This window comes from Vibrio tapetis subsp. tapetis, assembly GCF_900233005.1.
Taxonomy (GTDB): Bacteria; Pseudomonadota; Gammaproteobacteria; order Enterobacterales; family Vibrionaceae; genus Vibrio; species Vibrio tapetis.
In genome coordinates, this window is sequence record NZ_LT960612.1 from 849,506 (window position 1) to 876,054 (window position 26,549).

At 43.9% G+C, this 26,549-nt stretch carries 30 protein-coding genes and 2 pseudogenes; 21 read left to right on the forward strand and 11 right to left on the reverse strand.

Going from position 1 to position 26,549, the window contains the following annotated elements; translation table 11 throughout:
- The first annotated feature begins 348 nt into the window (after nt 1-348).
- The 7 genes and pseudogenes from VTAP4600_RS20860 (at nt 349) to VTAP4600_RS20885 (ending at nt 7,893) form a co-directional block, all read left to right on the forward strand.
- A pseudogene (locus VTAP4600_RS20860) lies at nt 349-3,461 on the forward strand (chitinase C-terminal domain-containing protein).
- Between the two features lie 503 nt (nt 3,462-3,964).
- Nucleotides 3,965-4,735, forward strand: a complete 771-nt coding sequence (locus VTAP4600_RS20865) for a substrate-binding periplasmic protein (protein ID WP_172443193.1) — start codon at nt 3,965-3,967, stop codon at nt 4,733-4,735.
- Between the two features lie 71 nt (nt 4,736-4,806).
- Entirely contained in the window at nt 4,807-5,481 is a 675-nt protein-coding gene (yjjG, locus tag VTAP4600_RS20870; protein WP_102524684.1) for a pyrimidine 5'-nucleotidase, read from the forward strand.
- A gap of 125 nt (nt 5,482-5,606) precedes the next feature.
- On the forward strand, nt 5,607-5,756 hold the full coding sequence (locus tag VTAP4600_RS26020) for a hypothetical protein (protein ID WP_172443194.1): 150 nt from the start codon (nt 5,607-5,609) through the stop codon (nt 5,754-5,756).
- Between the two features lie 315 nt (nt 5,757-6,071).
- Nucleotides 6,072-6,728, forward strand: coding sequence for a Qnr family pentapeptide repeat protein (locus VTAP4600_RS20875; protein WP_102524685.1), 657 nt, complete (start codon nt 6,072-6,074; stop codon nt 6,726-6,728).
- Between the two features lie 120 nt (nt 6,729-6,848).
- The gene (locus VTAP4600_RS20880) at nt 6,849-7,259 is read left to right on the forward strand and encodes a hypothetical protein (RefSeq protein ID WP_102524686.1); all 411 of its coding nucleotides are present in this window, start codon (nt 6,849-6,851) and stop codon (nt 7,257-7,259) included.
- Entirely contained in the window at nt 7,252-7,893 is a 642-nt protein-coding gene (locus VTAP4600_RS20885; protein WP_231897989.1) for a lysoplasmalogenase, read from the forward strand. Before VTAP4600_RS20880 ends, VTAP4600_RS20885 begins: the two co-directional genes overlap by 8 nt.
- A 90-nt stretch (nt 7,894-7,983) precedes the next feature.
- On the opposite strand, the gene VTAP4600_RS20890 is transcribed toward VTAP4600_RS20885, so the two are convergent.
- The 3 genes from VTAP4600_RS20890 to VTAP4600_RS20900 form a co-directional block, all read right to left on the reverse strand.
- Nucleotides 7,984-8,673 carry a helix-turn-helix transcriptional regulator gene (locus tag VTAP4600_RS20890; RefSeq protein WP_102524687.1) on the reverse strand — a complete coding sequence of 230 codons (690 nt, stop codon included), beginning with the start codon at nt 8,671-8,673 and terminating at the stop codon, nt 7,984-7,986.
- 95 nt (nt 8,674-8,768) lie between these two features.
- Complete coding sequence (locus VTAP4600_RS20895; protein WP_102524688.1) at nt 8,769-10,046, reverse strand: L-cysteine desulfidase family protein; 1,278 nt, start codon at nt 10,044-10,046, stop codon at nt 8,769-8,771.
- A gap of 9 nt (nt 10,047-10,055) precedes the next feature.
- Nucleotides 10,056-10,436: a Rid family detoxifying hydrolase gene (locus tag VTAP4600_RS20900; RefSeq protein ID WP_102524689.1), complete on the reverse strand. Its 381-nt coding sequence runs from the start codon at nt 10,434-10,436 to the stop codon at nt 10,056-10,058.
- Between the two features lie 297 nt (nt 10,437-10,733).
- On the opposite strand from VTAP4600_RS20900, the gene VTAP4600_RS20905 reads away from it, so the two are divergent.
- Together VTAP4600_RS20905 and VTAP4600_RS20910 are read left to right on the forward strand one after the other, a co-directional pair.
- Nucleotides 10,734-11,522 (forward strand): AzlC family ABC transporter permease, encoded by a 789-nt coding sequence (locus VTAP4600_RS20905; RefSeq protein WP_102524690.1) that lies wholly within the window; start codon nt 10,734-10,736, stop codon nt 11,520-11,522.
- A gap of 4 nt (nt 11,523-11,526) precedes the next feature.
- On the forward strand, nt 11,527-11,850 hold the full coding sequence (locus VTAP4600_RS20910) for an AzlD domain-containing protein (protein WP_102524691.1): 324 nt from the start codon (nt 11,527-11,529) through the stop codon (nt 11,848-11,850).
- Nucleotides 11,851-12,048: 198 nt separating this feature from the next.
- Here VTAP4600_RS20910 and VTAP4600_RS20915 read toward each other — a convergent pair whose 3' ends face one another.
- Entirely contained in the window at nt 12,049-12,783 is a 735-nt protein-coding gene (locus VTAP4600_RS20915) for an HAD-IIB family hydrolase (protein ID WP_102524692.1), read from the reverse strand.
- Between the two features lie 333 nt (nt 12,784-13,116).
- Between VTAP4600_RS20915 and VTAP4600_RS20920 the strand changes: the two genes are divergently transcribed.
- The 7 genes from VTAP4600_RS20920 (at nt 13,117) to VTAP4600_RS20950 (ending at nt 18,380) form a co-directional block, all read left to right on the forward strand.
- Nucleotides 13,117-13,377 (forward strand): DNA polymerase III subunit epsilon, encoded by a 261-nt coding sequence (locus VTAP4600_RS20920; RefSeq protein WP_102524693.1) that lies wholly within the window; start codon nt 13,117-13,119, stop codon nt 13,375-13,377.
- Nucleotides 13,378-13,580: 203 nt separating this feature from the next.
- Nucleotides 13,581-14,018 carry a DUF3859 domain-containing protein gene (locus VTAP4600_RS20925; protein WP_102524694.1) on the forward strand — a complete coding sequence of 146 codons (438 nt, stop codon included), beginning with the start codon at nt 13,581-13,583 and terminating at the stop codon, nt 14,016-14,018.
- Nucleotides 14,019-14,150: 132 nt separating this feature from the next.
- Complete coding sequence (locus VTAP4600_RS20930) at nt 14,151-15,155, forward strand: LacI family DNA-binding transcriptional regulator (protein WP_102524695.1); 1,005 nt, start codon at nt 14,151-14,153, stop codon at nt 15,153-15,155.
- A 342-nt stretch (nt 15,156-15,497) separates the two neighbouring features.
- Nucleotides 15,498-15,821, forward strand: a complete 324-nt coding sequence (locus VTAP4600_RS20935; protein WP_102524696.1) for a PTS sugar transporter subunit IIB — start codon at nt 15,498-15,500, stop codon at nt 15,819-15,821.
- A 4-nt stretch (nt 15,822-15,825) separates the two neighbouring features.
- A complete protein-coding gene (locus tag VTAP4600_RS20940) occupies nt 15,826-17,172 on the forward strand; it encodes a PTS sugar transporter subunit IIC (RefSeq protein WP_102524697.1) in 1,347 nt (448 codons plus the stop codon).
- Complete coding sequence (locus VTAP4600_RS20945; protein WP_102524698.1) at nt 17,156-17,518, forward strand: PTS lactose/cellobiose transporter subunit IIA; 363 nt, start codon at nt 17,156-17,158, stop codon at nt 17,516-17,518. The genes VTAP4600_RS20940 and VTAP4600_RS20945 overlap by 17 nt, the downstream gene beginning before the upstream one ends.
- Nucleotides 17,499-18,380, forward strand: a complete 882-nt coding sequence (locus VTAP4600_RS20950) for a DUF7916 family protein (protein ID WP_102524699.1) — start codon at nt 17,499-17,501, stop codon at nt 18,378-18,380. The genes VTAP4600_RS20945 and VTAP4600_RS20950 overlap by 20 nt, the downstream gene beginning before the upstream one ends.
- 104 nt (nt 18,381-18,484) lie before the next feature.
- Here VTAP4600_RS20950 and VTAP4600_RS20955 read toward each other — a convergent pair whose 3' ends face one another.
- The gene (locus tag VTAP4600_RS20955; protein WP_102524700.1) at nt 18,485-18,952 is read right to left on the reverse strand and encodes a GNAT family N-acetyltransferase; all 468 of its coding nucleotides are present in this window, start codon (nt 18,950-18,952) and stop codon (nt 18,485-18,487) included.
- Nucleotides 18,953-18,997: 45 nt separating this feature from the next.
- Entirely contained in the window at nt 18,998-19,471 is a 474-nt protein-coding gene (locus VTAP4600_RS20960) for a peptide-methionine (S)-S-oxide reductase (RefSeq protein ID WP_102524701.1), read from the reverse strand.
- A gap of 216 nt (nt 19,472-19,687) precedes the next feature.
- Between VTAP4600_RS20960 and VTAP4600_RS20965 the strand changes: the two genes are divergently transcribed.
- Complete coding sequence (locus VTAP4600_RS20965) at nt 19,688-20,647, forward strand: transposase (RefSeq protein WP_172443195.1); 960 nt, start codon at nt 19,688-19,690, stop codon at nt 20,645-20,647.
- A 269-nt stretch (nt 20,648-20,916) separates the two neighbouring features.
- Here the strand turns inward: VTAP4600_RS20965 and VTAP4600_RS20970 are convergent, their stop codons facing one another.
- Nucleotides 20,917-21,294 (reverse strand): DUF2061 domain-containing protein, encoded by a 378-nt coding sequence (locus VTAP4600_RS20970; protein ID WP_102524702.1) that lies wholly within the window; start codon nt 21,292-21,294, stop codon nt 20,917-20,919.
- Between the two features lie 231 nt (nt 21,295-21,525).
- Between VTAP4600_RS20970 and VTAP4600_RS20975 the strand changes: the two genes are divergently transcribed.
- Entirely contained in the window at nt 21,526-21,822 is a 297-nt protein-coding gene (locus VTAP4600_RS20975; protein WP_102524703.1) for a hypothetical protein, read from the forward strand.
- Between the two features lie 125 nt (nt 21,823-21,947).
- Here the strand turns inward: VTAP4600_RS20975 and VTAP4600_RS20980 are convergent, their stop codons facing one another.
- From VTAP4600_RS20980 to VTAP4600_RS20995, 4 genes are all read right to left on the reverse strand, one after another.
- A complete protein-coding gene (locus VTAP4600_RS20980) occupies nt 21,948-22,460 on the reverse strand; it encodes a peptidylprolyl isomerase (RefSeq protein ID WP_102524704.1) in 513 nt (170 codons plus the stop codon).
- 147 nt (nt 22,461-22,607) lie between these two features.
- A complete protein-coding gene (locus VTAP4600_RS20985) occupies nt 22,608-23,027 on the reverse strand; it encodes an MAPEG family protein (RefSeq protein ID WP_102524705.1) in 420 nt (139 codons plus the stop codon).
- A gap of 93 nt (nt 23,028-23,120) precedes the next feature.
- Nucleotides 23,121-23,840, reverse strand: a complete 720-nt coding sequence (locus VTAP4600_RS20990; RefSeq protein ID WP_102524706.1) for a hypothetical protein — start codon at nt 23,838-23,840, stop codon at nt 23,121-23,123.
- 78 nt (nt 23,841-23,918) lie between these two features.
- Complete coding sequence (locus tag VTAP4600_RS20995) at nt 23,919-24,122, reverse strand: hypothetical protein (protein WP_102524707.1); 204 nt, start codon at nt 24,120-24,122, stop codon at nt 23,919-23,921.
- Between the two features lie 210 nt (nt 24,123-24,332).
- Here VTAP4600_RS20995 and VTAP4600_RS21000 point away from each other — a divergent pair, with 210 nt between their 5' ends.
- The 3 genes and pseudogenes from VTAP4600_RS21000 (at nt 24,333) to ppnP (ending at nt 26,540) form a co-directional block, all read left to right on the forward strand.
- Entirely contained in the window at nt 24,333-24,839 is a 507-nt protein-coding gene (locus tag VTAP4600_RS21000; protein WP_102524708.1) for a GNAT family N-acetyltransferase, read from the forward strand.
- Between the two features lie 55 nt (nt 24,840-24,894).
- Entirely contained in the window at nt 24,895-26,136 is a 1,242-nt protein-coding gene (locus VTAP4600_RS21005) for a DEAD/DEAH box helicase (protein WP_102525477.1), read from the forward strand.
- A gap of 123 nt (nt 26,137-26,259) precedes the next feature.
- Nucleotides 26,260-26,540: pseudogene (gene ppnP, locus VTAP4600_RS21010) on the forward strand (pyrimidine/purine nucleoside phosphorylase).
- The last annotated feature ends 9 nt before the right edge of the window (nt 26,541-26,549 follow it).

Sequence of the window (26,549 nt, forward strand, 5' to 3'; positions counted from 1 at the left end):
TTTTTGCTTGCTCATTCTAGATGTGTGTCTAGACATCTAGAATGATGAATGGACGTGCAATGAGGCTGATTGCAAGCACAGATATTCGATATTTTTCGGGTTAATAGTCCTCGAATCTGGATTGAGGTGCGGATTTAGGCATTAAATTATTAGTTATTGGTGCAAATTAAGTGTACGAATGTTGCAATAAAGTAACACTTAATTGCGAGGCATTTTGTATATATCAACATTTTACCGTGTATTTATGGTTTGTTCTTCTAAAGTTGTTTTACGAGTGAAGTTAAGTGTTCGAGAATTCCTCTCGAACGCCATTAATTTATAAAACAATAAGTTAAGGAACGGACAGTTATGAACATTGTGACAAGGAACAAAGGAATTTTCCCTCTTAGCACGCTAACAGTGTCTTGCCTGATGGCATTTAACAGTTATGCGGCCGTAGATTGCAGTGCCATGCCCAATTGGGACGCCGCGACGGCCTATGGTGGCGGAGCGCAAGTTCAGCACAATAATACCGCGTACCAAGCGAATTATTGGACGCAGAATAACGATCCTTCAACTCACTCTGGAGATTACGCACAATGGCAGGTGGTCGATACCTGTTCTGGAGGTGTCGTCGTTAATGATCCTCCAAGTGTGTCTTTGACGTCTCCTGTTGCTAACAGTGAATTTAACGTGGGTGACACCGTTACCTTTACCGCCAATGCCGCCGATACAGACGGCTCGGTCGCCAAAGTTGATTTCTTAGTTGCTGGCGTCGTCGTGGGCTCAGCAACCTCTGCGCCTTACTCATTTTCATGGAGTGCTACGGAAGGCGCTCATACGGTCAGTGCTAAATCTGTGGATGATCAAGGTGCAGAAAGTACCTTAAGCAGCGCTAACATTACTGTGACTCAAACAGGACCGGTTAATGTGCCGCCTACCGTAGATGTCGCCTTGTCCGTTGCAAGTGTTGATGTTGACGCTAACGGCAACGGCTGCAGACAGCGACGGCACGGTTGATAAAGTGGATTTTTATGTGGCTGGTACTTTGGTGGGTACTGCAGCGACCGCACCATATACTCTGGATTACACAACCACTCGCAGTGGCACGCTTGCCGTGTATGCAAAAGCCACCGATAACTTAGGGGCAACCAGTAACTCTACAACAAGCAACCTTACCGTAAATGCTGGGCCCGTTGTCAGCACTTGTCGTCCTGATGGTTTGTACCAAACGGAAGGTGTGAATGTGCCTTATTGTTCCATCTACGATCAAGATGGTCGTGAAATGATGGGCGTTGATCACCCTCGACGTGTGATCGGTTACTTTACCAGCTGGAGAGCGGGTGATGATCCGCAATCGTCTTATCTAGTGAATGACATTCCGTGGGAGCAATTAACCCACATTAACTACGCGTTTGTGAGTATCGGCTCTGATGGAAAAGTAAACGTTGGTGATGTCACTGATCCAAACAATGCCGCTGTGGGTAAAGAGTGGCCTGATGTGGACATCGATCCAACGCTTGGCTTTAAAGGGCATTTTGGTGCACTTGCAACCGCGAAAAAACTGCACGATGTGAAGACGCTCATTTCTATTGGTGGCTGGGCTGAAACGGGTGGCCACTTTGCAACAGATGGAACCCGTGTAGCCGATGGCGGCTTCTACACCATGACCACAAACGCCGATGGTAGCGTTAATCATCAAGCCATTGAAACCTTTGCAACATCCGCTGTTGCGATGATGAAAAAGTACCAGTTTGATGGTCTAGATATCGATTATGAATACCCAACATCAATGGCGGGTGCTGGTAATCCGGATGATGTGGCTTTTTCTGAGCCTCGCCGTGCTTACCTAATGGAATCGTACAATGTATTGATGAAAGTGCTGCGTGAGAAGTTAGATGCAGCCAGTGCTCAAGATGGTGTTCATTACATGCTAACCATTGCCGCGCCTTCTTCTGCTTATCTCCTACGTGGTATGGAAACCATGTCAGTCGCTAAGTACTTAGATTACGTCAATATCATGTCTTACGACTTACACGGTGCGTGGAATGATCACGTGGGTCATAACGCTGCATTGTACGACACTGGTCTAGATTCTGAGCTAGCTCAATGGAACGTATACGGAACGGCGGCCTATGGCGGGATCGGTTATCTCAATACAGATTGGGCGTTCCATTACTTCCGTGGTGCGATGCCGGCTGGGCGAATCAATATTGGTGTGCCTTACTATACTCGTGGCTGGCAAGGTGTGACTGGCGGAACCAACGGATTATGGGGGCGCGGCGCGCTACCCAACCAAGCTGAGTGTCGGAGAGAAGAACAACTGTGGCTACGGTGCAACGGGTATCGACAACATGTGGCACGATACCGATCCTAAAGGCAACGAAATGGGTGCAGGCTCAAACCCAATGTGGCATGCCAAAAACCTAGAAAATGGAGTTTGGGGTTCGTATGCTACCGCTTATAAACTCGACCCAGTTAATGATCCGAGCGATCAACTTGTTGGAACCTACACTCGTCATTACGATGCCGTCGCCGTCGCTCCATGGCTATGGAACGCAGAGAAAGGCGTGTTCCTATCAACAGAAGATAAAGCCTCTATTAACGTGAAATCGGATTACGTTATTGATAAAGAAATTGGCGGCATCATGTTCTGGGAGCTTGCTGGGGATTACAACTGTTATGTGTTAGATGCTTCAGGTAACCGTACGACCATCGATAGCACGGAAGCGGCTTGTCAAACGGGTAATGGCGAATATCATATGGGTAACACCATGACCAAAGCCATTTATGACAAGTTCGCCACAGCAACGCCATATGGTAACAAAGTGGCGGTGACACCAATACCTACAGAAGCGGTGGATATTGGCGTGAGCATTGGTGGATTTAAAGTTGGTGATCAAAACTACCCAATCAATCCTAAAATCACCTTTACTAACAATACTGGACAAGAACTGCCAGGAGGCACTGAATTCCAGTTTGATATTCCAGTTTCGGCTCCAGACAACGCAAAAGATCAGTCCGGCGGTGGCTTGACGGTGATCTCTGCAGGTCATTCGCGTGCTGATAATATTGGTGGTTTAGATGGAACCATGCACCGCGTAGCGTTCACTTTACCGACATGGAAAGCGTTACCAGCTGGTGGAATATACGAGCTTGATATGGTGTATTACTTACCGATTTCAGGCCCAGCTAATTACGCGGTGAAGGTGAACGGCGTGGACTACGCGTTTAAGTTTGAGCAGCCTGACCTCCCAATTGCAACCATTACTTCCGGAGGTAACAACGGTGGCAATAATGGGGGTAACATGGGAGAGACTTGTGATGTCACAGGGCTGCAGACTTATCCTGCTCTGCCACAAAATGATCATGCCAACAACGGCGATAAAGTCATTTACCAAGGCACGGTGTATCAAGCGAACTGGTGGACAGCTTCAGTTCCAGGAAGTGATGGCAGTTGGACTAAGGTCTGTGACATTTAACTAAAAAGTAGATAGGAATAAAAGCACGCTGAAGACTTCAGCGTGCTTTTTTACGTTTAGAAAAGAGTGGTCTAGTATTACTAATCAAGGGTTGCTTTTGTAGAGGAGATGACTGCAACACAACTTATGTTAGCTATCTCGGGGGGAGACCTAGCATTCAATTCTATCTCAACGTCGTTTGGAACCGTTTTATTATTGAGGCTCTAACGGGCTCAATGGTGGTAGCCCGATACTACATTGCTTATCTATGTGAGGAATGAGTCGCATAACTCGGAATAATCGTGCATAGACGGTTCAACTAACAATCAACAATCAGCAATCAGCAATCAGCAATCAATAAGCAAGAATCAAGAATCAAGACCCAGATAAATAGAGGCTGCCTCTTGGCTTGGCCTTTTAAAAACAGTAAGTTAATGTTCTCAATGTGATCGGTCGGAGTTTGTATGTTGCAGTTATTGTCTCGACATCATCGAAATGTGTCGAAATCAAAAAGGTGGAGGCTCGTGCTCTCTTCCTTGCTTATTTTATCCAGTGGGTATTCTCAGGCTGAATCGTTACTGTTTACAACGGAAGATTGGAGGCCATTTGTCTTTGCTGGAGAAACCAACGTTCAAGCTCAAATGCCGGGGTTCAGTGTGGAAATTGTTAATGCTGCATTTCGTAACATGGGCTATAGCATTGAATATGAACCCAAGCCATTCAAACGTCAGATAAAGGAAACACAGTCGGGCAAATATGCAGGGATTGTGGGGTTGCTAGCCTCGGATGCACCGAATTTGATCTACCCGAAAGAGGGCGTTGGTGAAATCCGAAATTGTTTTTACGTAGGTAAACACAGTCGTTGGCACTATGAGCAACCAGAGTCGCTCAGGCAGGTGGTCTTGGGTGTCATAGGAGGTTATACCTATGGCGTTATTGATTCACATATCTGGCAATATCGAGACAGTCAAATTTACGTTTATAGCGGTGATAATGATAAAGCCCTGTCACGTTTGATAGAGCTAGTTCAAGCGCAGCGAGTAGATGTCGTGGTAGAAGACGAAGCCGTGATGGAGTTTTATCTTGTGCAATCGGGACTCAAAGGCAATGTGAAACAGGTCGGGTGCCTAGATGCGGAACCCGCCATGGTGGGTTTTACGCCGAAAGACTCACGAGCTCAAGAATGGGCTGATGAGTTTGATAAACAGGTCGATTCAATGAGGAAATCAGGTGAACTTCGACGTATTCTTGGCAAGTATGGCGTTTCAGATTGGAGCCCGATACACAGCAAGTGATTCCTGTCGTATGAGTTTTACTTTCTAGTCGTGTGCGCGGTAAACTAACGTGTCATTTATGGAGTACGACGATGAAATACGATTGGATACTGTTTGATGCAGATGAAACCTTGTTTAGCTTTGACGCATTGAAAGGCTTACAAACGATGTTTGCTCGGTTGGGTGTCACCTTTACAGAGCAAGACTTTTCGGAATATCAACGCATCAATAAGCCACTTTGGGTGCAATACCAAAATGGAGAGATTACAGCAGGCCAATTGCAACAAGATCGATTTCTATCTTGGGCTGAAAAGTTGAGTACAACAGCCCATGAATTAAATCGCTTGTTTCTTGAGGCAATGGCCGATATTTGTCAGGTACTGCCTGGTGTAAAAGAGCTACTCGATTTGATCGGTAACCAAGCTCAGTTGGGTATTATTACGAACGGTTTTACTCAGTTGCAACAAATTCGTCTAGAGAAAACAGGTCTGACAGACTATTTTCAACATGTGATCATCTCAGAAGAGATTGGTGTTGCAAAGCCAGACCGTGCTATTTTCGATTTTGCGTTGGCTAAGATGGGGCAACCAGATAGACAGAAAGTATTGATGGTGGGCGACAATGTTCATTCTGATGTACTCGGAGGGATCAACGCTGGTGTCGAAACCTGTTGGATCAATTGGGATGGCGATGCTAAACCGGATCATATCGAACCTCATTTTCAAGTCAAAAACTGGTTCGAACTTAAGCAGTTGTTAATTGCATAAACAGACAGCCTAAATATCCATATTAAAATAGTGGATTAGACTCTCATTTGAGGGTCTTTTTTATTTTGGTAAGCGAGTTAGTTGATATAGTTAAATCCAATTGAATTCGTCAGAGGGTAATTGCTATGAAACGATTTTTTCCTTCCTCAGTCATGCTGACTCCGTTTGTTGTGAAACACTACCAAGAACAAGACGACGATCAGAGTCAAAGTGATGAACGAGATGAAACTGAACAGCCAGTTGAACAGAATGAGAAAATACAAACCCCTAGCTGAGCGTCAACCTTCTCATAAATGAACAATATGAAGCTCGTGTCCTGCGAGCTTTGAACGCTATAGCTTTTCAAACCACCTCCCTTTCTGTGCTCTCCCTTACGCTCTTAAACTATTTTTCTATCACCCGCATTCGAATGTTGAAAATCAACTGTGTTAGCGTGGCCATTTAGGGGGTAGAAATGGCTATTTTGAGGGTTTTTAAGTTGTTGGTTTTTAAGGTTTTGTTTTTGTGGGAAAACAAGGTCTTGAGATGTTAGCCTATCAGAAATTAAGGCTTCACCTAATAGAGGCCGGAATCAACATTTAAGGAAAACCATGGACCATAGTGCAAAAACATTCGAAGGACAGACTTTTTCTCACCAAGATCTGCAATTTGCTAGATTCGAAAACTGTGCTTTTTATAATTGCGATTTTAGTCGTGCCGATCTTCGCGAAGCGCAGTTCATAGATTGTCGGTTCATTGAAAGTGGCGCTATTGAAGGCTGTAATTTTGAGTTCGCAAACCTTAAAGACGCGAGCTTTAAAGATTGCCGTTTATCAATGAGCTACTTTGTTGGTGCGAATTGCTTTGGGGTTGAGTTTCGCGGGTGTGATTTAAAGGGGGCAAATTTTATGAAAGCCAACTTTGCTAATCGAGTCAGTCACCAAGTGTACTTTTGTTCGGCTTATATTACGGGTTGTAATTTGTCATACACCAATTTCGAAATGGCCTGCATCGAAAAGTGCGATCTATTTGAAAACAGGTGGAATGGGGCAAATTTAGATAATGCGTCATTTAGGGGATCAGATTTATCTCGAGGTGAGTTTTCCCCAGAGAGTTGGGGGACGTTCCGTCTTGAGAACAGTGATTTGACCCACGTAGAGCTGAACGGGCTCGATATACGAAGAGTATCACTGGAAGGGGTTAAAATATGCGAATGGCAGCAAGAGCAACTTCTCGAACCTTTGGGGATTCTCGTTTTGCCTAGCTAACAACCGCTCAAACACGATTTAGCTGGTAACTTTGTCGATTTGAGCACATAAGATGATGAACTTATATGATAATTTTATTTATCTTCGTACTTACCAGCGCTAAAGGAATAGTTAGTTCAGATGTTCAAAAAAGTTGAAGCTCCTCATATGACCTCGTCAGGTTTAAAAGTAGGCGATTCCGTTATTGCAATTGCGAAAATGGACCGACTGTATGTCAAAAACTACACGGCGCTGGATAAAGTGAAGCGCTCACTTGTCGTGGCATTGGTTTTTTCTTTTTTTGGTCTTCTCGTTCACCCATTGTATCTAGGGCTTCCGCTATTCGTACTGATTTTAGCCCTTGCGTATTGGAAAGCACCAGAGGTAGAGCTAAGAGCTCTGATGGTGCCTTCCTCCGATATGGCAGCAGTAGATACAGGCTTACATAAAAGCAACGATCCACATGTTTATCAAAACGTTGTAGAGAAATTTCATGCGTTAAAATCGTATGAAGAGCTTATCGCACATCATGATGATGACATGGATGAATAACGCACTATTACTTGCCATCGTGATTAGCGGAGCGTTACATATTTCCGCTATTTCCCACGCACCTAATTGGCGGTACTACTTATTTAAACCCATACCTATCGTGCTCATGATGGTGGCGATTTTTCTGAACTCTGCCCCCGATGTTGGCTTGACTCGCTACGCGTGGCTTATTGTTAGCGGGTTAGTGATGTCTGCCATTGGTGATGTGTTTTTAATGCAGCCTAGAGATAAGTTTATACCTGGGTTAGTGGCATTTTTAATGGCACATCTTTTTTATAGCGGAGCATTTTGGATGCTCGTTGAAGGGGACATGGTTTGGTGGTTGCCTGCGGTGTTGTTTTCAGCTGGAATCATGATCGTCTTGATTTTACTGCCGTATTTAAATGCAATGTTAATCCCCGTCACTGTGTATATGCTGGTTATTATTCAAATGGCTTGGGCGGCTGGAGAGCTGTATTTGACCGTCCCTAGTATGATGAGTATCGTGGCATTTTCAGGAGCATTGATTTTTTTGGTTTCGGATTTGACGTTGGCTTTTCATCGTTTTAAGCAGCCAAGTCAGGTTAAGCAGGTATTCCTTATGGTGACCTATTATTTGGCGCAATTAGGTATCACTTATTCAGTTTTACTGTAACTGAATAAGTGCGAATAGAAGGCGACTTGGCAAATAGAGAAAAAGCAGGCTGATGCCTGCTTACTATAGAAATCTTTGAATCCACGAGAATTACGCCATCGCAGATTTTGACTCTTCAGATCGAGCCTGTTGCTCACTCTTAATCTCTCGCACGTAACGGTATACGGTATCTCTAGATACTTGCAAATTAGTGGCCGTTGTTACAATGGCATCTTTAATATTAAACGTGCCGTTGTCATAGAGCTTTTCTACAATAATTCTATTTCTTTTTGATGGCGAAATACCTTGGTCCATCATGGCTTCTTTTCTGATCTTAGCAATGGTGTCGTTTAGCATTTCGTCCGGGCTTTTAGAAAAAGTTTCAGGGGACGTCATCGTATTGGAAATAGAATTGCTATTAGGAACCATACTGCTAAACAGCGAATGGATAGGGGCATCCATATTCGAGTTGATACAAAGGAGTCCAATCGCTTTACCGATGTCATTGCGGATCAGTGTGGTTACCGAACGCAGAAGTTTGCCTTGTGGCCCTTTACTGAAGTACGGTTCAGAAACGTCGATACCCGTTTTCAGCTTTTCGAGGGCTAAATTAGTGATCGGGGCACCAATATCGCGATCGGTCACGTGACCATTGGCGATTTTAATAATAGACGGGTTATCAATGTCTAAACTGTGTAATACAACTTCGGTATGATTTCCGTACATAGCAGCAATTCCATCTACGACATTAAACGTAGCCTGCAAAATCAATTTATCACTTAACGATAATGTGACGAGCATGAAAGCTTCCTCTTGGCCTGTTTATTAGTAAATGAAAGAACGTTAGACATAGAATGAAAAACGCTACTCCAATAATGAAGTAGCGATTATGCACCTTAAGAGGACATGATATCAATGATTTCTTTGTCGGTAATTGCCATACCAGTACTGACCATTCGGCCGATATTACGTATGGTTTTTTCAACATCGTTAGCAATAACACCTTGGTCATCGATAGACTGATTGTTTAGAGCTAAGAGCATGCCTTTCATTGCGGCTTGTGATGAACTACCGACTTTCATCGCACAGGTAGATTTTGCACCGTCACACACCATTCCCGAAGTATCGCTTAGTACATTTTTAATAGCAGAACAAGATTGCTCAAAACTTCCGCCTTTCAAGTAAACCATCGCCATAGACGCCGCTGAACTTGTCGCTGTGTTACCACAGAATGCACAAAGAGGTGGGTAGTGAGATTTGATGTAAACAGCGCCTAGATGGCTAAGAATCAGCGCACGAGCCAATTTTTCATCGTCAGCTTTAACAAATTCAGCTGTTTTTACCACTGGGATTGTTGCCGCGATACCTTGGTTACCGCTGCCATAGTTGCTCATTGCCGGTAGTGTCGCACCACCCATACGAGCATCTGAAGCGGCAGAAGTGTACATAAGGATATCCGCAGAAAGGCTAGGGCTCATTAGGCCTTCAGCCATGCTGCTTCCCATTGTACGGCCAATTTCCAAACCGTATTTATTGTCTAGGCCTTCTTGTGAAAGTGCGACATTAAGATCACGAGCTTGTAGGATAAATTCGATGTCGGCAAAATCGGCTTGAGTCGCGAACTCGTAAATACCTTGAATGCTTATATCAACACCTTCACAAATTGAAGCCGTTGAGCCACAAGCTGTCGCTTCGTCTGTCGCGAATGTGATTTCACCGTTTAATTTCTTCTCAACGATGCGAGTATGGCCACCGCTGATCGTGATTTCTGCGGTGTTGTCACCAAGGGTTGCGATCGCTCGGCAGAAAATGAACTCGTCTGTTTTTTCACGAGATACTTCAACATTACCAGCATCGATCATTGCTTGAGCTTTAGTTACGTCATCTGCATTGATTTTAGCTAGTACTTCAAGGCCAGCCTCGAAATCACCCGCAACAGCACCAGACGCAGCAGCAATTGGAAGGCCAATTTTGCCAGTACCAGGAACAAAAACACCCATTGAGTTTTTGTACAGGTTGTCTGATACAAAGACTTTCAGAGTTTCTGGCGCGCCACCCAGCATTTGAGCTACAGCACTGCTTGCGTATGCAGCTGAAATTGGCTCAGTACAGCCAAGAGCAGGTTTAACGACTGAGTTAATGATGTCGATATATTGTTTCCATTGAGCTTTCATAACAGACCCTTATTTTTTGTGAGCGATAGCTTCAACTTCGACAAGAACGCCTAATGGCAAGTCTTTTACTGCAAAGCAGCTACGTGCTGGGCAGTCTGTTTTGAATAGATCTGCGTAAACGGCGTTGAAGGCGGCGAAATCAGAGATGTTCGCTAAGTAACAGGTCGTTTTTAGGACTGTTTCTGCGTTACCACCACCTGCTTCTAGAACACTCACTAAGTTCTTAAGAGACTGAACGCTTTGCTCGGTGATGCCACCTTCAACTACTTTACCTGTTGCGCTATCAACCGGAAGTTGACCTGATGTAAAGATCATGCCGTTGAATTCAGTACCGTGAGAGTAAGGACCAATAGCAGCAGGAGCTGACGGAGAAGTAACTACAGTTTTCATAGGTTCTACCTTTAATGTTTGTTTTAATCTTCAAAGATTTGTTGTGGAGCCTTGAAGGTTATTGTGCAAATTATCTTGCAAACAATAATGCAAAAATAATTGCATAAAGAAAACTTAGTATTACATTAAACGTGACGAAAGTCACAATTCGTGCCTATTTTGTGAGGTTAATAGCGCTAAAATTGATCTGGATGCGTGATCAAATTAATTTGCAGTTAAAATTACTTGCAAAAGTTGCGATATCAAATAAAGTTGCATTCATAAAATAATTTGACATAAACCTATGGGTTGATTGGTATGAAGAAACAACTGATGAGTGCGGGCTTTAAGGTAATTGCTCCGTTGTGTATTGGCGCTTTCCCTTTTTCTTTTATAGTTGGAGCGGTAAGTATTCAAGCTGGCATGGATGTCTTTCAAAGTACGCTGTGGGCGTTTACTGTTTTCGCCGGATCTGCACAAATGGTGGCGCTGGGTCTTTTTCAGTCTGGCGCGAGTATGGCCGTTATCATGTTGACGACATTCATTATTAATCTTCGTCACATTTTATACAGTGCTTCTTTATCTGAGCATGCAAAAGAATATCCCCTCCATATCCGTATGCTGATGTCTTATGGCTTAACTGACGAAGTTTACGCCGCAACAATTACTGAGGTGAGAGAAGAAAAAGAAGGCCGTCATTGGTTTTATCTTGCTGCAATGGGCGGCTTCTGGGCTAACTGGGTAATTGCGAATTTGCTAGGTGCTTTGGTGGGAAGTTCATTCCCTGATATTGCCAACTATGGCTTAGAGTTTGCGATGGTTGCAGCATTTATAGCGATTGTTATTCCTCAGGTAAAAAGTCGTGAGTGTATTATCGCAGCCGTTGTGGCAACCGTATCAGGCATTCTTTTGTCTGGCCTTCCGCATTCATTAGGTTTAGTCATTGCCGCCGCGATTGGTGTTTTTGCTGGTTATCAGATGGATCTCGCGACTGAACGTGAGGAAGCTGAAGCGCTGATAAAAAAATCACAAGCTCAGGAAAAACAAGAAGAGACATTAACCGAACAAGTGCACGTTGCACTGCCAACCGCAAATAACGAGGCCTAATACTATGGATTATTCAACATTCATCATTCTTACACTTGGTATGGCAGCCATTACTTTTGTTATTCGTTTTTCGGTAATCGGTATGGCCGGTTCGTTCGAGATGTCTGAACGAGTAAAACGTACTTTGCGTTTCGTTCCTATCACGGTGTTACCTGCGATCATCGCTGTTGAAGTGTTGGGTACCGGCACTGATCTGGCATTCAATCTTGATAACCCGAAAGTGTTGGCCGCAATTGTGTGTACGATAGTTAGCTTACGTTTTGATCTTGTATGGGTAGTTGTGAGTGGCATGGTGTCACTGATTATATTCCAAAATATACTGGCATAAACGAACAGTTGGGAGCAGAGCAGTGTGATAGCTGCTCAGTAAGAGGCCCGGTTTTCTCGGACTAGGTCTTTTACTTAAGGACGTACGAATTGTTAAATGGGTATGGCAATTTGTACGAAAATAGAAAGGCGCTCGAAGTATCGAGCGCCTTTTTTGATCAATATGTTGCGATACGGCACCAATCACAGATACCGCGCATTAAGTATTGCCCTGAAATGCTTGCCAGAACTTTAACCCTTCCAACACGCCTTGCGCGTGAGTTGCTTTACTGGTGTAAACATTTTCCAACTTAGATAAGTGAGCCACTTCCTTGTAGTGATTGGCGACCAAAATGGAATTGATACCGCAGATGGTTAACATGGCAGTGTCGTTTGCGGAATCTCCGGCAACGCAGACTTCATTGGCTGTCAAATTGTTCTTAGCCATTAGATGATGAATGGCACTGGCTTTGTTGATGCCTTCCGGTGTGACATCTAGATACCAATCGTGGGAATAAGTGAGATCAACGGTCACACCGTGTTGCTGTAGGATCGCGACGATTTCGTCATATTGTTTCTTATCAAGCTTCCCCTCAAAAGTGCACTTATAGGGGCCTTGATGATTGGGGTTACAATCACCAAGGTAACGTAAGTTGCGAAGCGCATTATGTACCGCGGGTTTGTTCCAGCTAGCGTGTAGATTTTTTTGCCACTCGGAATCCGTTGTTAGCTCGTGGCCGTGATGAATTTGTGTGCCCACGTCACTAATAATGGTACGTGGTAACGGATAGTTATTGCCAGCGAGCCCTTGTTTAATTAGGGGGAGAGTTCGTCCTGTCGCAATGACAAAGCTTAAGTCAGAGTGTTCATTCAAGTAATCAGTAAATTGTTCTACCCCAGACGAAGATCCTCCATCGAGCGTGCCATCGAAGTCGCATACCAGCATTTTTATCATGGTGAATCCCTGAAGTGTTATAAGCCATCGCTTAAGGATGGTGAGATACGTGCAGTGAATTACGGTTTATCTCGTTTCAAATTACAGGTTGATGTCATTCTTTTTTAGATACAAGACTAGGCCTTAGAATTTGCAGATTGGTTCAAAGATTGTACACCTAAGAGCAAATGTCACTAGGGTTAAACAGATTACGTCGATTTAGGGCGATTCCATATAGAGAGAAGTCACTATTGTGCTAATATGCCGCGTTCTGCTATATGGACGAACTACAAATCTCACTGTTTGATTGAGCGTAGTGAACCTCGACCATAATGATTTAATGAGGATACAAATATGAGCAAGTTAACTGCTGCAGAGCGCAAAGCGAGAGATGAAGAACGTTTTTCTCAGCGTGTGAATGAGCGCAGAGAAAAGGGCGAAGATGTCGTGGCATACGCGCTAGCAAATAAAAAAGCGGTTAAGTTCCTGACTAAATCTGAGCGTCGCAGCCTTAAAGAGAGAAAAGCCGCGCTGCAAGATGAAGCGAACTTAAAAGAGCAAGAAGAGCTAAAAAGAATCGCAGCGGCATTTCAAGGCGAAGATAACGCGGAATAGCACCAAGCTTCTCGTGCTCATGTTTTAGCGCCAATAGCTATCATGAGTAGCAAAAAAGGCGAGCCATTGATGATGGCTCGCCTTTTTTATTGCAGCACCAAATGCTTAAGCGGTTGAGCCCGATAGCGCTAGAGCGTCGTATAAATTCGCGCTACCATTAGAGTGCTTTGTTTTATTTTCAACATGTCGGACTTTTTCATACCATGGCTAAACGCTCTGCTCAGATTCAAATGATTTCGTATGGGATCTACAACACGTGGGATTCTCGTACCAAAGCTCTGCCTAAAATCCAAGAATTCACCACGACTATCGTTGCACAAGAAGAGGTGGAATTTGGTTTTACTGTAAATATTAAGAAAGCCAAAGGTGAACGCATGAAATATTGCATCACTCATCCTGGTATTATCAATAAAAAAGGCAAAGTACTTGCCCCATTTGATGGTGAAGAGCACGTGGGTAGTAACGACTGGACATTTTATCTCGGCGACACTATCCAACTTTTGCACCCAGTAGATGGCCTAGAAAGTAACCTAGGTGAATGGCACATGGTATTGGAAATGCAAGGTAACGTGATCGCTGAGAAAACGTTTAAAGTGGTGGCCCGCGACGAAGGCCAGTTTTGGAAGAATAGAGGTTTCTAACAGAGCATGATCTTGGCGGAAAGGCGTATTAATTACACTGTTATCTCGTATTGCCAATAAACCATATTCTAAAACATCGATTTTCTGTTATCTTTCCATTTAAACAGTAGTTTATGGTCTTAAGAGGCATGGATGGCGACAATTTCTGATGTATCCCGTATGGCGGGCGTTTCCAAAGCAACGGTTTCGCGTGTAATTAATGGGACAGGACAAGTCAAAGAGAGCACACGAGCGCTTGTTACTGCTGTGATGAAAGAGCTTAATTATAAGCCGAGTTCAGTCGCACAAGCATTGGCAACAAAAAGCGGTAATAGCATTGGTTTGGTACTGTCGGATTTTACGGGCAGTTACTTTGGTATCTTACTCAAGCAAGCGTCAGTTAGCGCGGATAAAATGGGTAAGCAGCTATTGATTGCTGATGGCCATAACCAAGCCGAAAGTGAACTTGAGGCGGTTCATTCCTTAGTTGAAAAAAAATGTGATGTGATTGTTCTATATAGCAGAATGCTATCAGGTGAACAGGTCATCGCATTGAATAAGTCGATCGACATCCCTTTGGTAAATGTTGGACGAAGGCTACCAGAGGAAGCAGGCTATTCCATTGCTTTTGATCAAAAGCATGCTGTTGAAATGGCGTTGGAGCACTTAATTGCTTTGGGTCACCGTGACATTACGTATGTTGGACCTGAGCCGAAAACACCGACATCTATTTCCCGTGCTGAAGGTTTTGAGCAAGCCGTATTAACGCAGGCTGATCAAGGCTTAGTATCTCGTCATTGTTATTGCCCGTTTGGATTTATCGAAGGCTATGCGGCGGGTCAGAAACTGTTAAATAGTGGCCAATATGGCAGTGCTATTTTGGCGGCTTCAGATGACATTGCCGTTGGTTGTATTAAAGCGTTTACCGAAAGGGGAGTTAACGTGCCAGAGCAGGTATCGATCGTCAGTATCGATAACGATCCATGCAGTGCGTTTGTTACGCCGTCCCTAACCACCATCGATCTACCTATTCAAGCCATTATGGCGAGAGCAATGGAAGTGGCTCAGCAGTTAGTCATCGGAACTTTGGAATTTGAGTCTGAAATGATGCGTGGTCATTTAGTGCTTAGAGACTCGACCAAGTCTGCTAAACAATAATGCTTAAAAAGTGCTCACTCCTAATCGTGAGCATTTAACTGATTTCCGAGTTCTTGTCGGTAATAACTCGCAGACTATCCCTCTAGTTTTATGTCACTTATATTACCTAAATCTCACCGTTATACGTTCGTAATGTCTTTATCTCGGAACTTTCTGTTGTTTCTATCAATAGACCTATATCACTCTTCATAGTTAATTCTCGACTAAAAATTAGATCTCGCTAGCATAAGCTGTATGAATATTGATCGACGTGGTGATTGTTGGGGTATATATGTAACCGGTTACCGAAACCGGTTACATTTTTTATTCTCAGTGTAGGAAAGAAACCTAAGGAGAGGAACAATGAAAATATTTTTATGTTGTGCCGCTGGAATGTCGACAAGCATGCTCGTGACCAAAATGGAGCAAGCAGCGAAGGAAAAAGGAGTGAGTTGTGAAATTTCAGCTCATTCAATTGCTGAATTTGATGAGTGCATTCAGTGGAGCGATGTCTGCTTAGTGGCGCCACAGGTTAAATTCAAATATGAAGAATTCAAGAAAACCGCAACACAATTAGGTAAAGGGTGCGGGCTGATCAACATGATGGATTACGGGCTATTAAAAGGTGACGCAGTCTTGGCGCAAGCAATGGAATTGTACCCAGCACAGACAACAGTGGAGAGTTAGTACAATGGCTATTTTTGATAAGGTATTAAGTTTTGTAGAAAATGTCGTGGCTCCCGTTGCAGGTAAAATCTCGGCGCAGAAACATGTCAATGCGATTAAAGATGGATTTGTATCAACGATGCCATTTTTGATTGTTGGTTCTATGCTGCTAGTGCTGGCGTTCCCACCTTCTGAAGGCAATTTCTTTTTCGACGGCTGGCATGGGTTGATTGCAGCAATCGGCCACGACAATATTATGACCCCATTCCAACTGAGCATGGGTATATTCGCCTTGTACGCGTCGTTCGGTATTGGTTTTAGTTTGGCTGAAGCGTACAAACTGCGCCCGATGAACACCGGGATGCTGTCGATGTTTGCATTTTTACTTGCAGCGGCACCCATGGTGAACGTCGATATCGGAGGCGTATTACCCGGTGCATTCCTAGGGGGTACGGGAGCGTTTACTGCGATTATTTGTGGTTTATTTGTCCCAGAAATGCAGCGTTTACTCATTAAATACAACATTCGAATCAAAATGCCAGCCGCTGTACCACCAAAAATTTCGGCTTCTTTCGACTTGTTAATTCCTATCGTGGTCATTTCCATCATTGTGATGTCTATGAACGTGTATCTTGAGCAATATGGGATGAAAATTCCGTCGGCTATCATGCAGTTGTTCCAGCCACTTGTTCTTGCTTCTGACAGTTTCATTGCGTGTTTGATTGCGGTTCTCTTGGTTCAAATGCTTTGGTTTAGTGGTATTCACGGTGGTTCAGTTGTGGGCGGTATTATTGGTCCAATGCTATTGATCAACCTTGGTCTTAACCAAGATGCGTTAGCTGCAGGCGAGCCGCTTCCGGCTATCTTTATTAACCCAGTGATGGACTTCTTCATCTTCGTTGGTGGGGCGGGTGGTACGTGGGGCTTAGTTGTCTTAATGATACGTTCTAAAGCCACTCAACTTAGAACCATTGGTAAAATGTCGATTGTTCCTGGTACGTTTAATATCAACGAGCCTGTGATTTTCGGTACGCCAATTGTCATGAACCCTATCTACTTCATTCCATGGATGCTCGCTCCAACCTTGAATACCGCTATTGTGTGGATGGCATTCAAAACAGGCTTCCTCGCTAAGATCATCGCGATTCCACCTTGGACGATGCCAGCGCCAATTGGTGCCATCATCGCGACCAACTCAGGCACAGCAGCACTGGTTGTTTTAAGCAGCATCATTGTGAGTTCCATTGTTTTCTATCCTTTCCTTAAAGTACATGAAAGGCAGCTACTAGCTGAGGAGAAAGCGATGGAAGAGAAAGCACCAAGCACGACTACCACGGTTAACGGAGGCGACTTAGATGCAGTTCGAAATTAACAGCGAATCAGACATATCTGAAGAATTCTTGATGACGTTACTGTGTCAGGTTGGTGAGGCTCGTTCTGCTTTTATGGAAGCAATGCGAGTAGCAAGAAAAGGCAAATTCACCGAAGCGGAGGCTCTGCTTAAATCAGGAGATGCTGCGCTGGTTCAAGTACATAAATCGCAAACCTCATTGATCGGGTTTGATGAAGGGGCAGGTAAGGTCACCATGACGTTAATCCTGACTCATATTCAAGATCATATTATGACAACGATGTTGTGTCGTGAGTTAGCAGAAGAAATTGTTGCTATTCATTATCAGTTGCAAAGGAGCAAGGCCCATGAAGAAGCGCATATTTGATTACACGTCGGAAGACGTTCGCGTTGCGTCACGAGAGCAAATAGTAACGAGCATTCGTAACTCTGAAGGCCGTACCATTATGGTCGAAAATGTGGTGTCAATTACACCACCAATCGACCTTGTTTCTGGTCCTGAAATTGCGGCCGCTTTCGGTGCAGATATGATCACACTCAATTGCTTGGATGTAATGAATCCACAAATCAAAGTGTTGTCAGAAATTTCCGACGAATACCTGTCTATTGAAGAGGTTAAAAAGTTAACAGGCCGATTAATCGGATGCAACTTAGAGCCAATTCCAACGGGTGTTGGCAACGTGGATATCGGCAGAACCGTAACTAAAGAAACGGTTGAAAAGGCGGTAGAACTTGGGCTTGATTACGTCATGCTAACAGGAAATCCGGGTAACTGTGTAACCCAAGAGACGATTCTTGATGCCATTGGCTTAGTTCGAAGCGTGTCAAAAGACATCATCGTAGTCGCCGGGAAAATGCATGCCGGTGGCGTCGGTAACGACTATAACCTGAGTATTGTTCCTGGATTTGCTGAAGCGGGCGCAGACATCATGATGTTCCCGGCACCGTATACCACTCCGGGTGTGTGTGCCGATACCGCGAAAGAAATGATGTCGGCAGTGCACGCGAGTGGCATGCTGGGCATGCTAGCGATTGGTACATCTCAAGAAGGGGCGACGGAGTCTTACATTGAACAAGTGGCAATGGCGTCTAAAGCCGCCGGGGCCGATATTGTGCATATCGGTGATGGCGGTTACAGCGGCATCGCGCCACCAGAAAACATCATGCGATTAGGGGTGACCCTACGTGGCCGTCGTCACCAATTCAAACGTATGATCAACCGTAGATAATGTAAAGCCTGCTCAATAAGATCAAGCCAGCCCATTCCCCCTATGGCTGGCTTTTCTGCATGTGTCACCTTTCATGCCTCTAATGATAGGACGCTTAGGGGCTGTTAAATCGTCCACTGCAATTCAATTTCGCCGTCAAGCCTACGCCCTGTGGGCTGGAAGCCATGGGACAGGTAAAACTCCAGAGCGTTGCCTTTTTCAGTATCCATGGTTGTTAAGGTGACGCCGTTTAGGCCCAACAATTGCGCCATTTCTTTACAAAAGTTAAGTGCTTGAATACCAAAGCTTCCACCTTGATGGTGTTGATCGATCATCAGTCGCCATACGTAGAGGCAATTCGGTTGAAAGTGATCCGTGTCTTGTTGAGTTGTGCGCGGATCGAGAAGAGTGACCAGTCCAACGGCTGTTTGCTGGTGGTAGATACCGAATGTTAGGCTCTCACTATGGATAAGCGTTTGAACTAGCCACTTTTCGTTGTTTGTAATCAAGTGTTGCTGTGAATCCTTGACTCGTAATGACATCAGTTCATCAACAGAGCTAGGGTTTGCTTTAATAAAAGACAGGCGGGTCATGTTAGTAATTCCTTTACGTTAGTAGCAGTGGTAGTTATCTAATGGTTATTGCTTGTATTTATGTAGGACACTTTGCGGAATATGGCAGTAATCATCTGGGCAGCGGGTTAGCCTGTCTTGGTGCTCGTCGTCGCTTGGTACATAGTTGGATAACGGAAGCACTTCGACCATGATCTTTTCGGCATCATCCCTGCCTTGAATAAAACGGTTGGCAATAGCCAAATGGTTTTCATGCTCGCTATAGACACCTGTGCGGTACTTAGTGCCGACATCGTCCCCTTGTTTGTTTTTACTGTATGGGTCGATAATCTCAAATAAGAACTCAAGCAGTTGCTCTACAGATACCAGTGCAGGATCAAAACGGGTACGCACACACTCTGTGTATCCATCGTATTGGCACTGCGTCGTTTGCTCGGTGCCATTCGCACGGCCTGCTTCTGTAGAGCTAACCCCCGGAAGATGACGTAGATACTCTTGCACCCCCCAAAGACACCCGCCAGCCAAGTAGATTTCTTGCATTATTTTCCAAATGATTAAACGTGTTAATACACGAATATTATCAGTTACCAAGTATATTGGTAGTGCAACGTCCCTCAACTCCCTCTACTCGGGACACACACCAAATAGTATGACCAAACGACTGACGTTACGTTAGCAAAACCTCAATTCCAGCCATCCCACTTTTCCTGCTGATCACAACTGCTATCTTATACAAAACATTCATTGGATACCTTTATGGCCACGGCAAGAAAACAGCTCATCTCCGTCGATGCGACTCCTTATTATCACTGTGTCTCAAGATGCGTGAGGCAAAGCTTCTTATGCGGTGAAGACAGGTCAACGAATAAAAGTTACGAGCACCGTCGAGACTGGATTGAGCATAAAATTCAATCTCTCACTCGTACTTATTGTGTCGATGTTTGCGCTTATGCGGTGATGAGTAACCATTATCATTTGGTGCTGCACATCAATCGCGATAAGGCCCTAGAGTTATCTGCGTCCGAGGTGGTTGAGCGTTGGAGTCATGAACATAAATTGCCCGTATTGATTCAGCGTTGGTTGAGTCAGGAGCTAAAGACACAAGCTGAGGAAGATAAGTGCATGGAAATCATTGAAGTTTGGCGAGAGAGGTTGTGGTCATTAAGTTGGTTCATGAAAGAGTTGAACTACGATATAGCCTGCCGCGCCAATCAGGAAGATGAGTGTACGGGGCATTTTTGGGAAAGCCGATTTAAAAGCCAGGCATTGCTTGATGAAAAAGCGCTAGCCGCTGCGATGGCATACGTCGATCTAAACCCCGTACGTGCTGGCGTGGCTCCATGCCCGGAAAAATCAGATTTTACCTCCATACAAGCCAGACTAAAGGCACTTGATGATAATCAGGAAACAGCCACTTGTTTGCATCCATTCATCGGTAATTCAGCCCAAAATCAGAGTGCTGGAATACCTTTTCGATTAATCGACTACATCGAATTAGTAGAATGGACCGCAAGGCAATTTCGAGTGGATAAGGCATCAATGGCAGACGATTTCCCACCGATTCTAGAACGACTTAACTTCAATCAACAGAGTTGGTTAGATGTGTGTACGACTCTTGAAAGAAAACGATCCACCGCAATTGGGTCGCCCATTGGCCTTGAGCAAGCAAAAAAAGCCTTAGGTAAATCCAGAATTCACTATTACCCGCTTGAATAGGCAAATGACGCTTGAGTTACTCATTTAAAACATAACGCCAGCGACAAGTTGGCCATCTGCGTTTGTTCTGAGCCTAATTCTATGTTGAATTTTAGGTAAAATAACGTATTCAGCCTTCTTTTTCTGTCCAAACCATACCTAATTGAACCATCGATGATGAATTACAGACGGCTATAGCATGAACTTCATGTTTAGGTGTGTGTCCAGTGTCTTTGTATCTTTTATGCGTTTTTCAAGGCGTTAGGTGTATGTCCGAAGTTCTAAAGTTTTTATGCGGCTATTGGGGGGTGGGTTTGGCGTAGCCACACTTTCTCGTGGTAGAAGTAAGCGATGGAGTTGATGGTTGGTTCTATGGTTGCCATTAAGCCGCCGATGAATGCGTCACCGGTTAATGTGTACGTTACGCTAAAGGCGACACCAAAATGAATGACGGCGAAGCTAGCGGTTTTTAGTTGGGTCATGGATTCGCGACGCTTTAAGAAGCCGACTTTTTGCCAGACTTTTTCATGCAAGTAGAACGCACCGGTATTGACGGAAGGCTCAATCATGGCGATTAAGCTACCCAAAAGGAAGTCGTCCGTTAAGGTAAATGCGACCAAGGTTGCAATGGTGAAGTGGATTGCTGCAAAAGTGGCTGTCTTGATCATCGTATTATCCTAACGCGGTTCATCTGGGTGATGTGGTTATTATCGATAATTATTCTTATTTGTGAAAATGGGTTAATGCTATTTCATTGATAGGTATTGGCTATCAAAATAGAGGCGCTTTACTGAAGGTTTGTTGGTGTGAGTTTGAACTCTTTCGCAATTTTCGTCACTGCGGCAGTGAGCGACGTAATGAAACGTATAGAATAACCGCTTACCGTGACTGGAGGGGTAATGAAAAAGATACACTTTGTTGATAACAAACCGTATTATTTTGACTTGAGTACGTCTTCATTGATCGGTGGCGCGATAGCGTTAGTCGCTTTTCTGGTCTCTTTTTCAAATGATCATGTCTACCTAACATATGCCACCATAGTGTTCGGGTTAGTATTTCAACATTTGTCTCCCAAAAAACCGAAAAAAAGCCACTTAGCAACCGACGGCGACGAAATCTACCTACACGGAATTCCTGCGGCGTTAAGAAAAAAACGCCGATATTTAGTCAGCCTTGTATCCGTATTACGTCCTTAACCGCCAATAATGGATACTATCGCATTCGAGTCTACAAAAATTGGGTGACCGAGGATGACTGGCAACTCATGCTGAAGGAATGTAGCTAGAGCATTCGTTGCTAGTTAGCAGGTTTTGGCTAAAGGCTACTTCATTGTTACTTTTTCAATGATTACATCAGAGACCGGCATGTCTTCATGCCCAAATCGGGTGCAGGTTGCAATCTTCCCAATCTGATTAACTACATCCATTCCCAGCGTAACTTTACCAAACACCGCATAACCCCAACCGTAGTTTGTTTTGCCCGTGTGATCGAGGAAATCATTATCAGCAAGGTTAATGAAAAATTGCGCTGTAGCAGAGTGAGGCGCGTCGGTTCTCGCCATTGCTAAAGAGCCCACCACGTTTTTTAAACCGTTGAAGGCTTCATTAGAAACTGGAGCACGGCATTTCTTTTCTGCCATATTCATCGCAAAGCCATCGTCCCGAATTTCATAGCCACCACCTTGGATCATAAAGCCATCTATGATGCGGTGAAACAAAGTGTTGTTGTAAAAGCCATCATTGCAATAACGTACAAAGTTGGCGCAAGTTTCAGGCGCACTTTTATGGTCAAGTTCGATCTCAATGTCGCCATGATTAGTCGTGATAGTGATCATAATGGGTAATGGTTCTTAGATTGATGCGTTAATGAGTGGAGTATAAAGAATTAGGAATAAGATGCCATTGGAAATAAAAAAGCCGCAAGCTTAGGGGAGCGTGCGGCAAAGAAGTTCTCTCTTTTAGATCTAGCTTAATCGAGGTAACTAACTCATCATCGCAGTGGCAACGAATCCGACCAGAACGAGGTTGGCAATGTATGCAATCATATAAAAATAGCTACGAGGGCTTGGGTTGGTTTCCGTTGCTATTAGGTAATACAGCACCATATGAGCAAGCCTTGCAACAGCGTATACCCAAACGATAGCGGCTAACCATGTCGCGTCTGCCCCAACATAAATGGCTAATGCGGTAGGAACCAGCATCTGAATGATGTTTTCAAGTGAGTTCTGGTGAGTACGATGGCTGCGGAACACGAATGAATCGTGGCCTAGTTTGTCATCTAACACGCCTGGTATCATGTTGGTTTGTTTTCGATGAGCGAGTGTTGCGATAAACCCTTGCACGATGATCATCGTGATAATAAACCAAACACCCCATAGTGTCGCGTCGTACTCTGCAAACATGTCACTTTACCTTGTTAACTATTAAGTTGTGCGCAAACTATAATTCAAGCCAGATTATATTGCAAATATATTGCGCACAATTTAAATGATTGCCTATTTAGTGATTAGCGAGTAATCAGCCATTTCCATTCGTGTCATGGAATGAACATCGTCGAATGGAGCCGCATGAATGGTGTAAAAATAGAAATCAGGACCGATCTCCTTGCCCAGCATTTTAGTGAAATAGGCGACTTGGTCATGATGGGCGTCATCATTTCTTGGTAGTTTGTCTGCGGTAGTACCCTGTGAGCAACACCAAGAGTGAACGCCTAAAATGCCGTTACCTTTCACTTGCCTGTTAACGCCCGCGGCGAATAAGTCGACGCCTCCAGAGTACGCGTAACCGTTATTGGGTATTGTTGTATTCAAACCTGAATTTCGTAGCAAGTTGCCAGTGTGCATATTGATCTCATCGTTGAGCGAACCGTTCACTGCTTTGATCACTATGGTGTCGACATTCGGGTTGCGCTCTACCAGGTTTGATAGTTGAACATAGGTATTCGTCCCTAACTCACTGGTTAGAATTGCCCTGTTTTCTTCAATACTAAATTGACTCGTACCTCCGGAAATGAGCGCCTCATTGATACTCATTTCAAAGTCGGTTTCAGTGCCTTTTTGATTCACTAGCTTGCCATGGTAAACAATATTTTCTTGCTCGGTGATGGAAACATTACTCGACTTCCAAATCGTTGTTGAACTGAGCATCGCTTGTTTGAAATCGCGCTCAGATTCAAAACTTTCGGCATGGTTGAAGCGTCCCTCATAAATCGTCACATTGGTGCCAGGCTCGGGATCTTCAAAGCTAAATGGAATCGTTACTAAGCCATTAGCATAGCTAACAACCAGCTGTTGTTAGCCGATTGTTTGGATTGTAAGGGGAAAGCGCTCACCTTGAATTCGTATCCAGAGTTGCTGTTTTTGCTCTTTGAAGTCAGCAATGTACTGTGCTAGCTGATCACTTGGAACTGCATTTAGCTCAAGTGGTTGAACGGAGCTCCAAGAGAAAGAGGAAGCCATGAGTAATGAGGTGAGGCAAAGTAGATTAAAAGGTTTCATTGAAGGCACTCAGTTTATTATGGGCGTGCATTATCGTAAGTCAGTCAAGGTGTTTGATCTATCGTGCAAGTGTCGTTTTAATGTCGTGATATTGTCATATCCTTAAACTTTATAATGACATTTTGATACAATTTATTGAATGAAAATTGACATAGCGCTATGTAGGAGTAGCTATACTAAATAAGTTGAATATAAAATAAGAAGCGCAAAATGATTGAAACAGCTCGCTTGATGTTACGTCCGACAAATCCGGATGATTTGGAGCTCTATTGTGCACTGCTGACCGATGATGAAGTAACCCAGTTCCTACCATTTGGCCAACCTTATCGAGACGAAGTGATCCGAAAGGAACTGATGAATCGCATTGCTCATTGGCAACAGTACGAGTTTGGCACGTTCACTATTATCCGAAAATCTGATGGTAAAAAGTTAGGTTACGTTGGAGTAGAAGAAACCAACTCTCCGACTTGTTTTGATATTCGGTTTGCAGTAGTGCCTCAAGAACAAGACAAAGGCGTTGCCTTTGAAGCGGCGTTTGCGTGTTTAGACTTTACATTTAAGCAAGGTCGTATGGAACGTATCTATGGAGTAGCGATACCGCAAAACAATCGCTCAGTCCATCTACTTGAGAAGTTGAACATGCATCCTCATTTAGGCATCGATTTTTATAGTGATGACAGTTTCAGTTATTTTTCTGCTACAAACCCACATTTATAAGGAAATTGGGTATAGAATCTAGCGCTTGATGTTTATTAATGCCAAAGCGAACTTGATGACTTTTTCCGATTTTAACCTGTCCTCTGCCATAACTGACGCTATTTCTACGCAGTTTCAAACCCCGACTGAAATCCAGAAGTTGGCTATTCCCGCAGCTACAGCAGGCAAAGATTTACTCGCTTTAGCACAAACGGGCAGTGGTAAAACGTTAGCGTTTGGGCTGCCAACGTTACAATGTGTTGATAGCTCTAGTGAGAAAATACAGTCAGTCATTGTGGTGCCCACTCGTGAACTTGCAATCCAAGTCAGCGCTAATTTACACGCTATTGCAGTAACCATTGGTGTTCGGATAGTGACACTATGTGGTGGTGTGGACCAAACCGTGCAATTGAATGAGTTAAATAAAGCGCCGCACATCGTGATAGCCACTCCCGGTAGATTATTGGATTTTCTTAACCAAGACGTCGTGATACTAAACGATGTTAAGCAGTTGGTGTTAGATGAAGCCGATCGTCTATTAGATATGGGGTTTTGGCCTGATTTACAGAAAATACTGCGCTTTTTTCTAAGCCAATATCAAACAATGTGTTTTTCTGCCACCATGCCAGACAACTTAAAAACGGTGCTTTCGGCAATCCTAAATGATCCGATCAGGATAGAAGCTCAGGCTGTTAATACGGTGGTAGAAACCATTAATGAACATTTGTATTTGGTCAATAAAGGCAGCAAAGCACAAGCGTTAATTGCTCAGATAAAAGCGAATGACTGGCAACAGATTTTGGTGTTTATTAGTGCGCGTGATAATGCCGACGCATTAGCGAAGAAAGTGGCTAAAGCGGGTATAACCGTGGCAGCATTACATGGCGATAAAGACCAAAGTACACGTGAGCAAACGTTAGAACAGTTTAAAACGAACCAAGTTCAAGTGTTAATAGCAACAGACATTCTAGCGCGAGGCATTCATATTGATGCGCTTCCAGTTGTCGTTAATTTTGACTTACCTCTTAGTGCACCAGTCTATGTTCATAGAGTTGGAAGAACCGCTCGTGCTGGCCAAAGTGGTATCGCTATTTCATTGGTATGCCATGGTGAAGCAAATGCACTGAAGGCAATAAGAGAGCTGACAGGCCGATCACTGACTTTGAATGAGCTTGAAGGCTTTCCTGTAACCGATAAACCGGCATTAGAAAGTGACGATACGAGCATGCCAAAGCGTGCTAAACGGGATAAGCAAGCAAACCGTCGCAGTGCTAAAAAGCGCAGTAGTAGCCAGTTTAAGAAGAAAACGACCAGGTAGGGCGTTGTCGAGATATTTGTTCGATATTCTGACCAAGAATTGCGTAGAGATTCCAATACAAGTTTGCAAGTAATCAAAATAAAAGGTAAAAATGGAAAACAACATAAACACAAGGATGAAGTTTTGATTACAGAAAATACGTACTTTGAAGGAAGCGTAAAGTCGCTGGCTTTCACGCAAGCAGAAGATAACAAAAGCGTTGGCGTTATGGCCGTTGGAGAATACACTTTTGGTACAGAAGCCGCTGAAAAATGACGGTTATTACAGGCGACCTAACCATTCGTTTGGCGGGCAGCGATCAATGGGTAACGTACACATCAGGTGAGGCGTTTAACGTAGTAAGTAATTCGTCATTTGATGTCAAGGTAGAGCAGCCGACTGCTTACCTATGTGAATACCTATAAGTAGCGCAG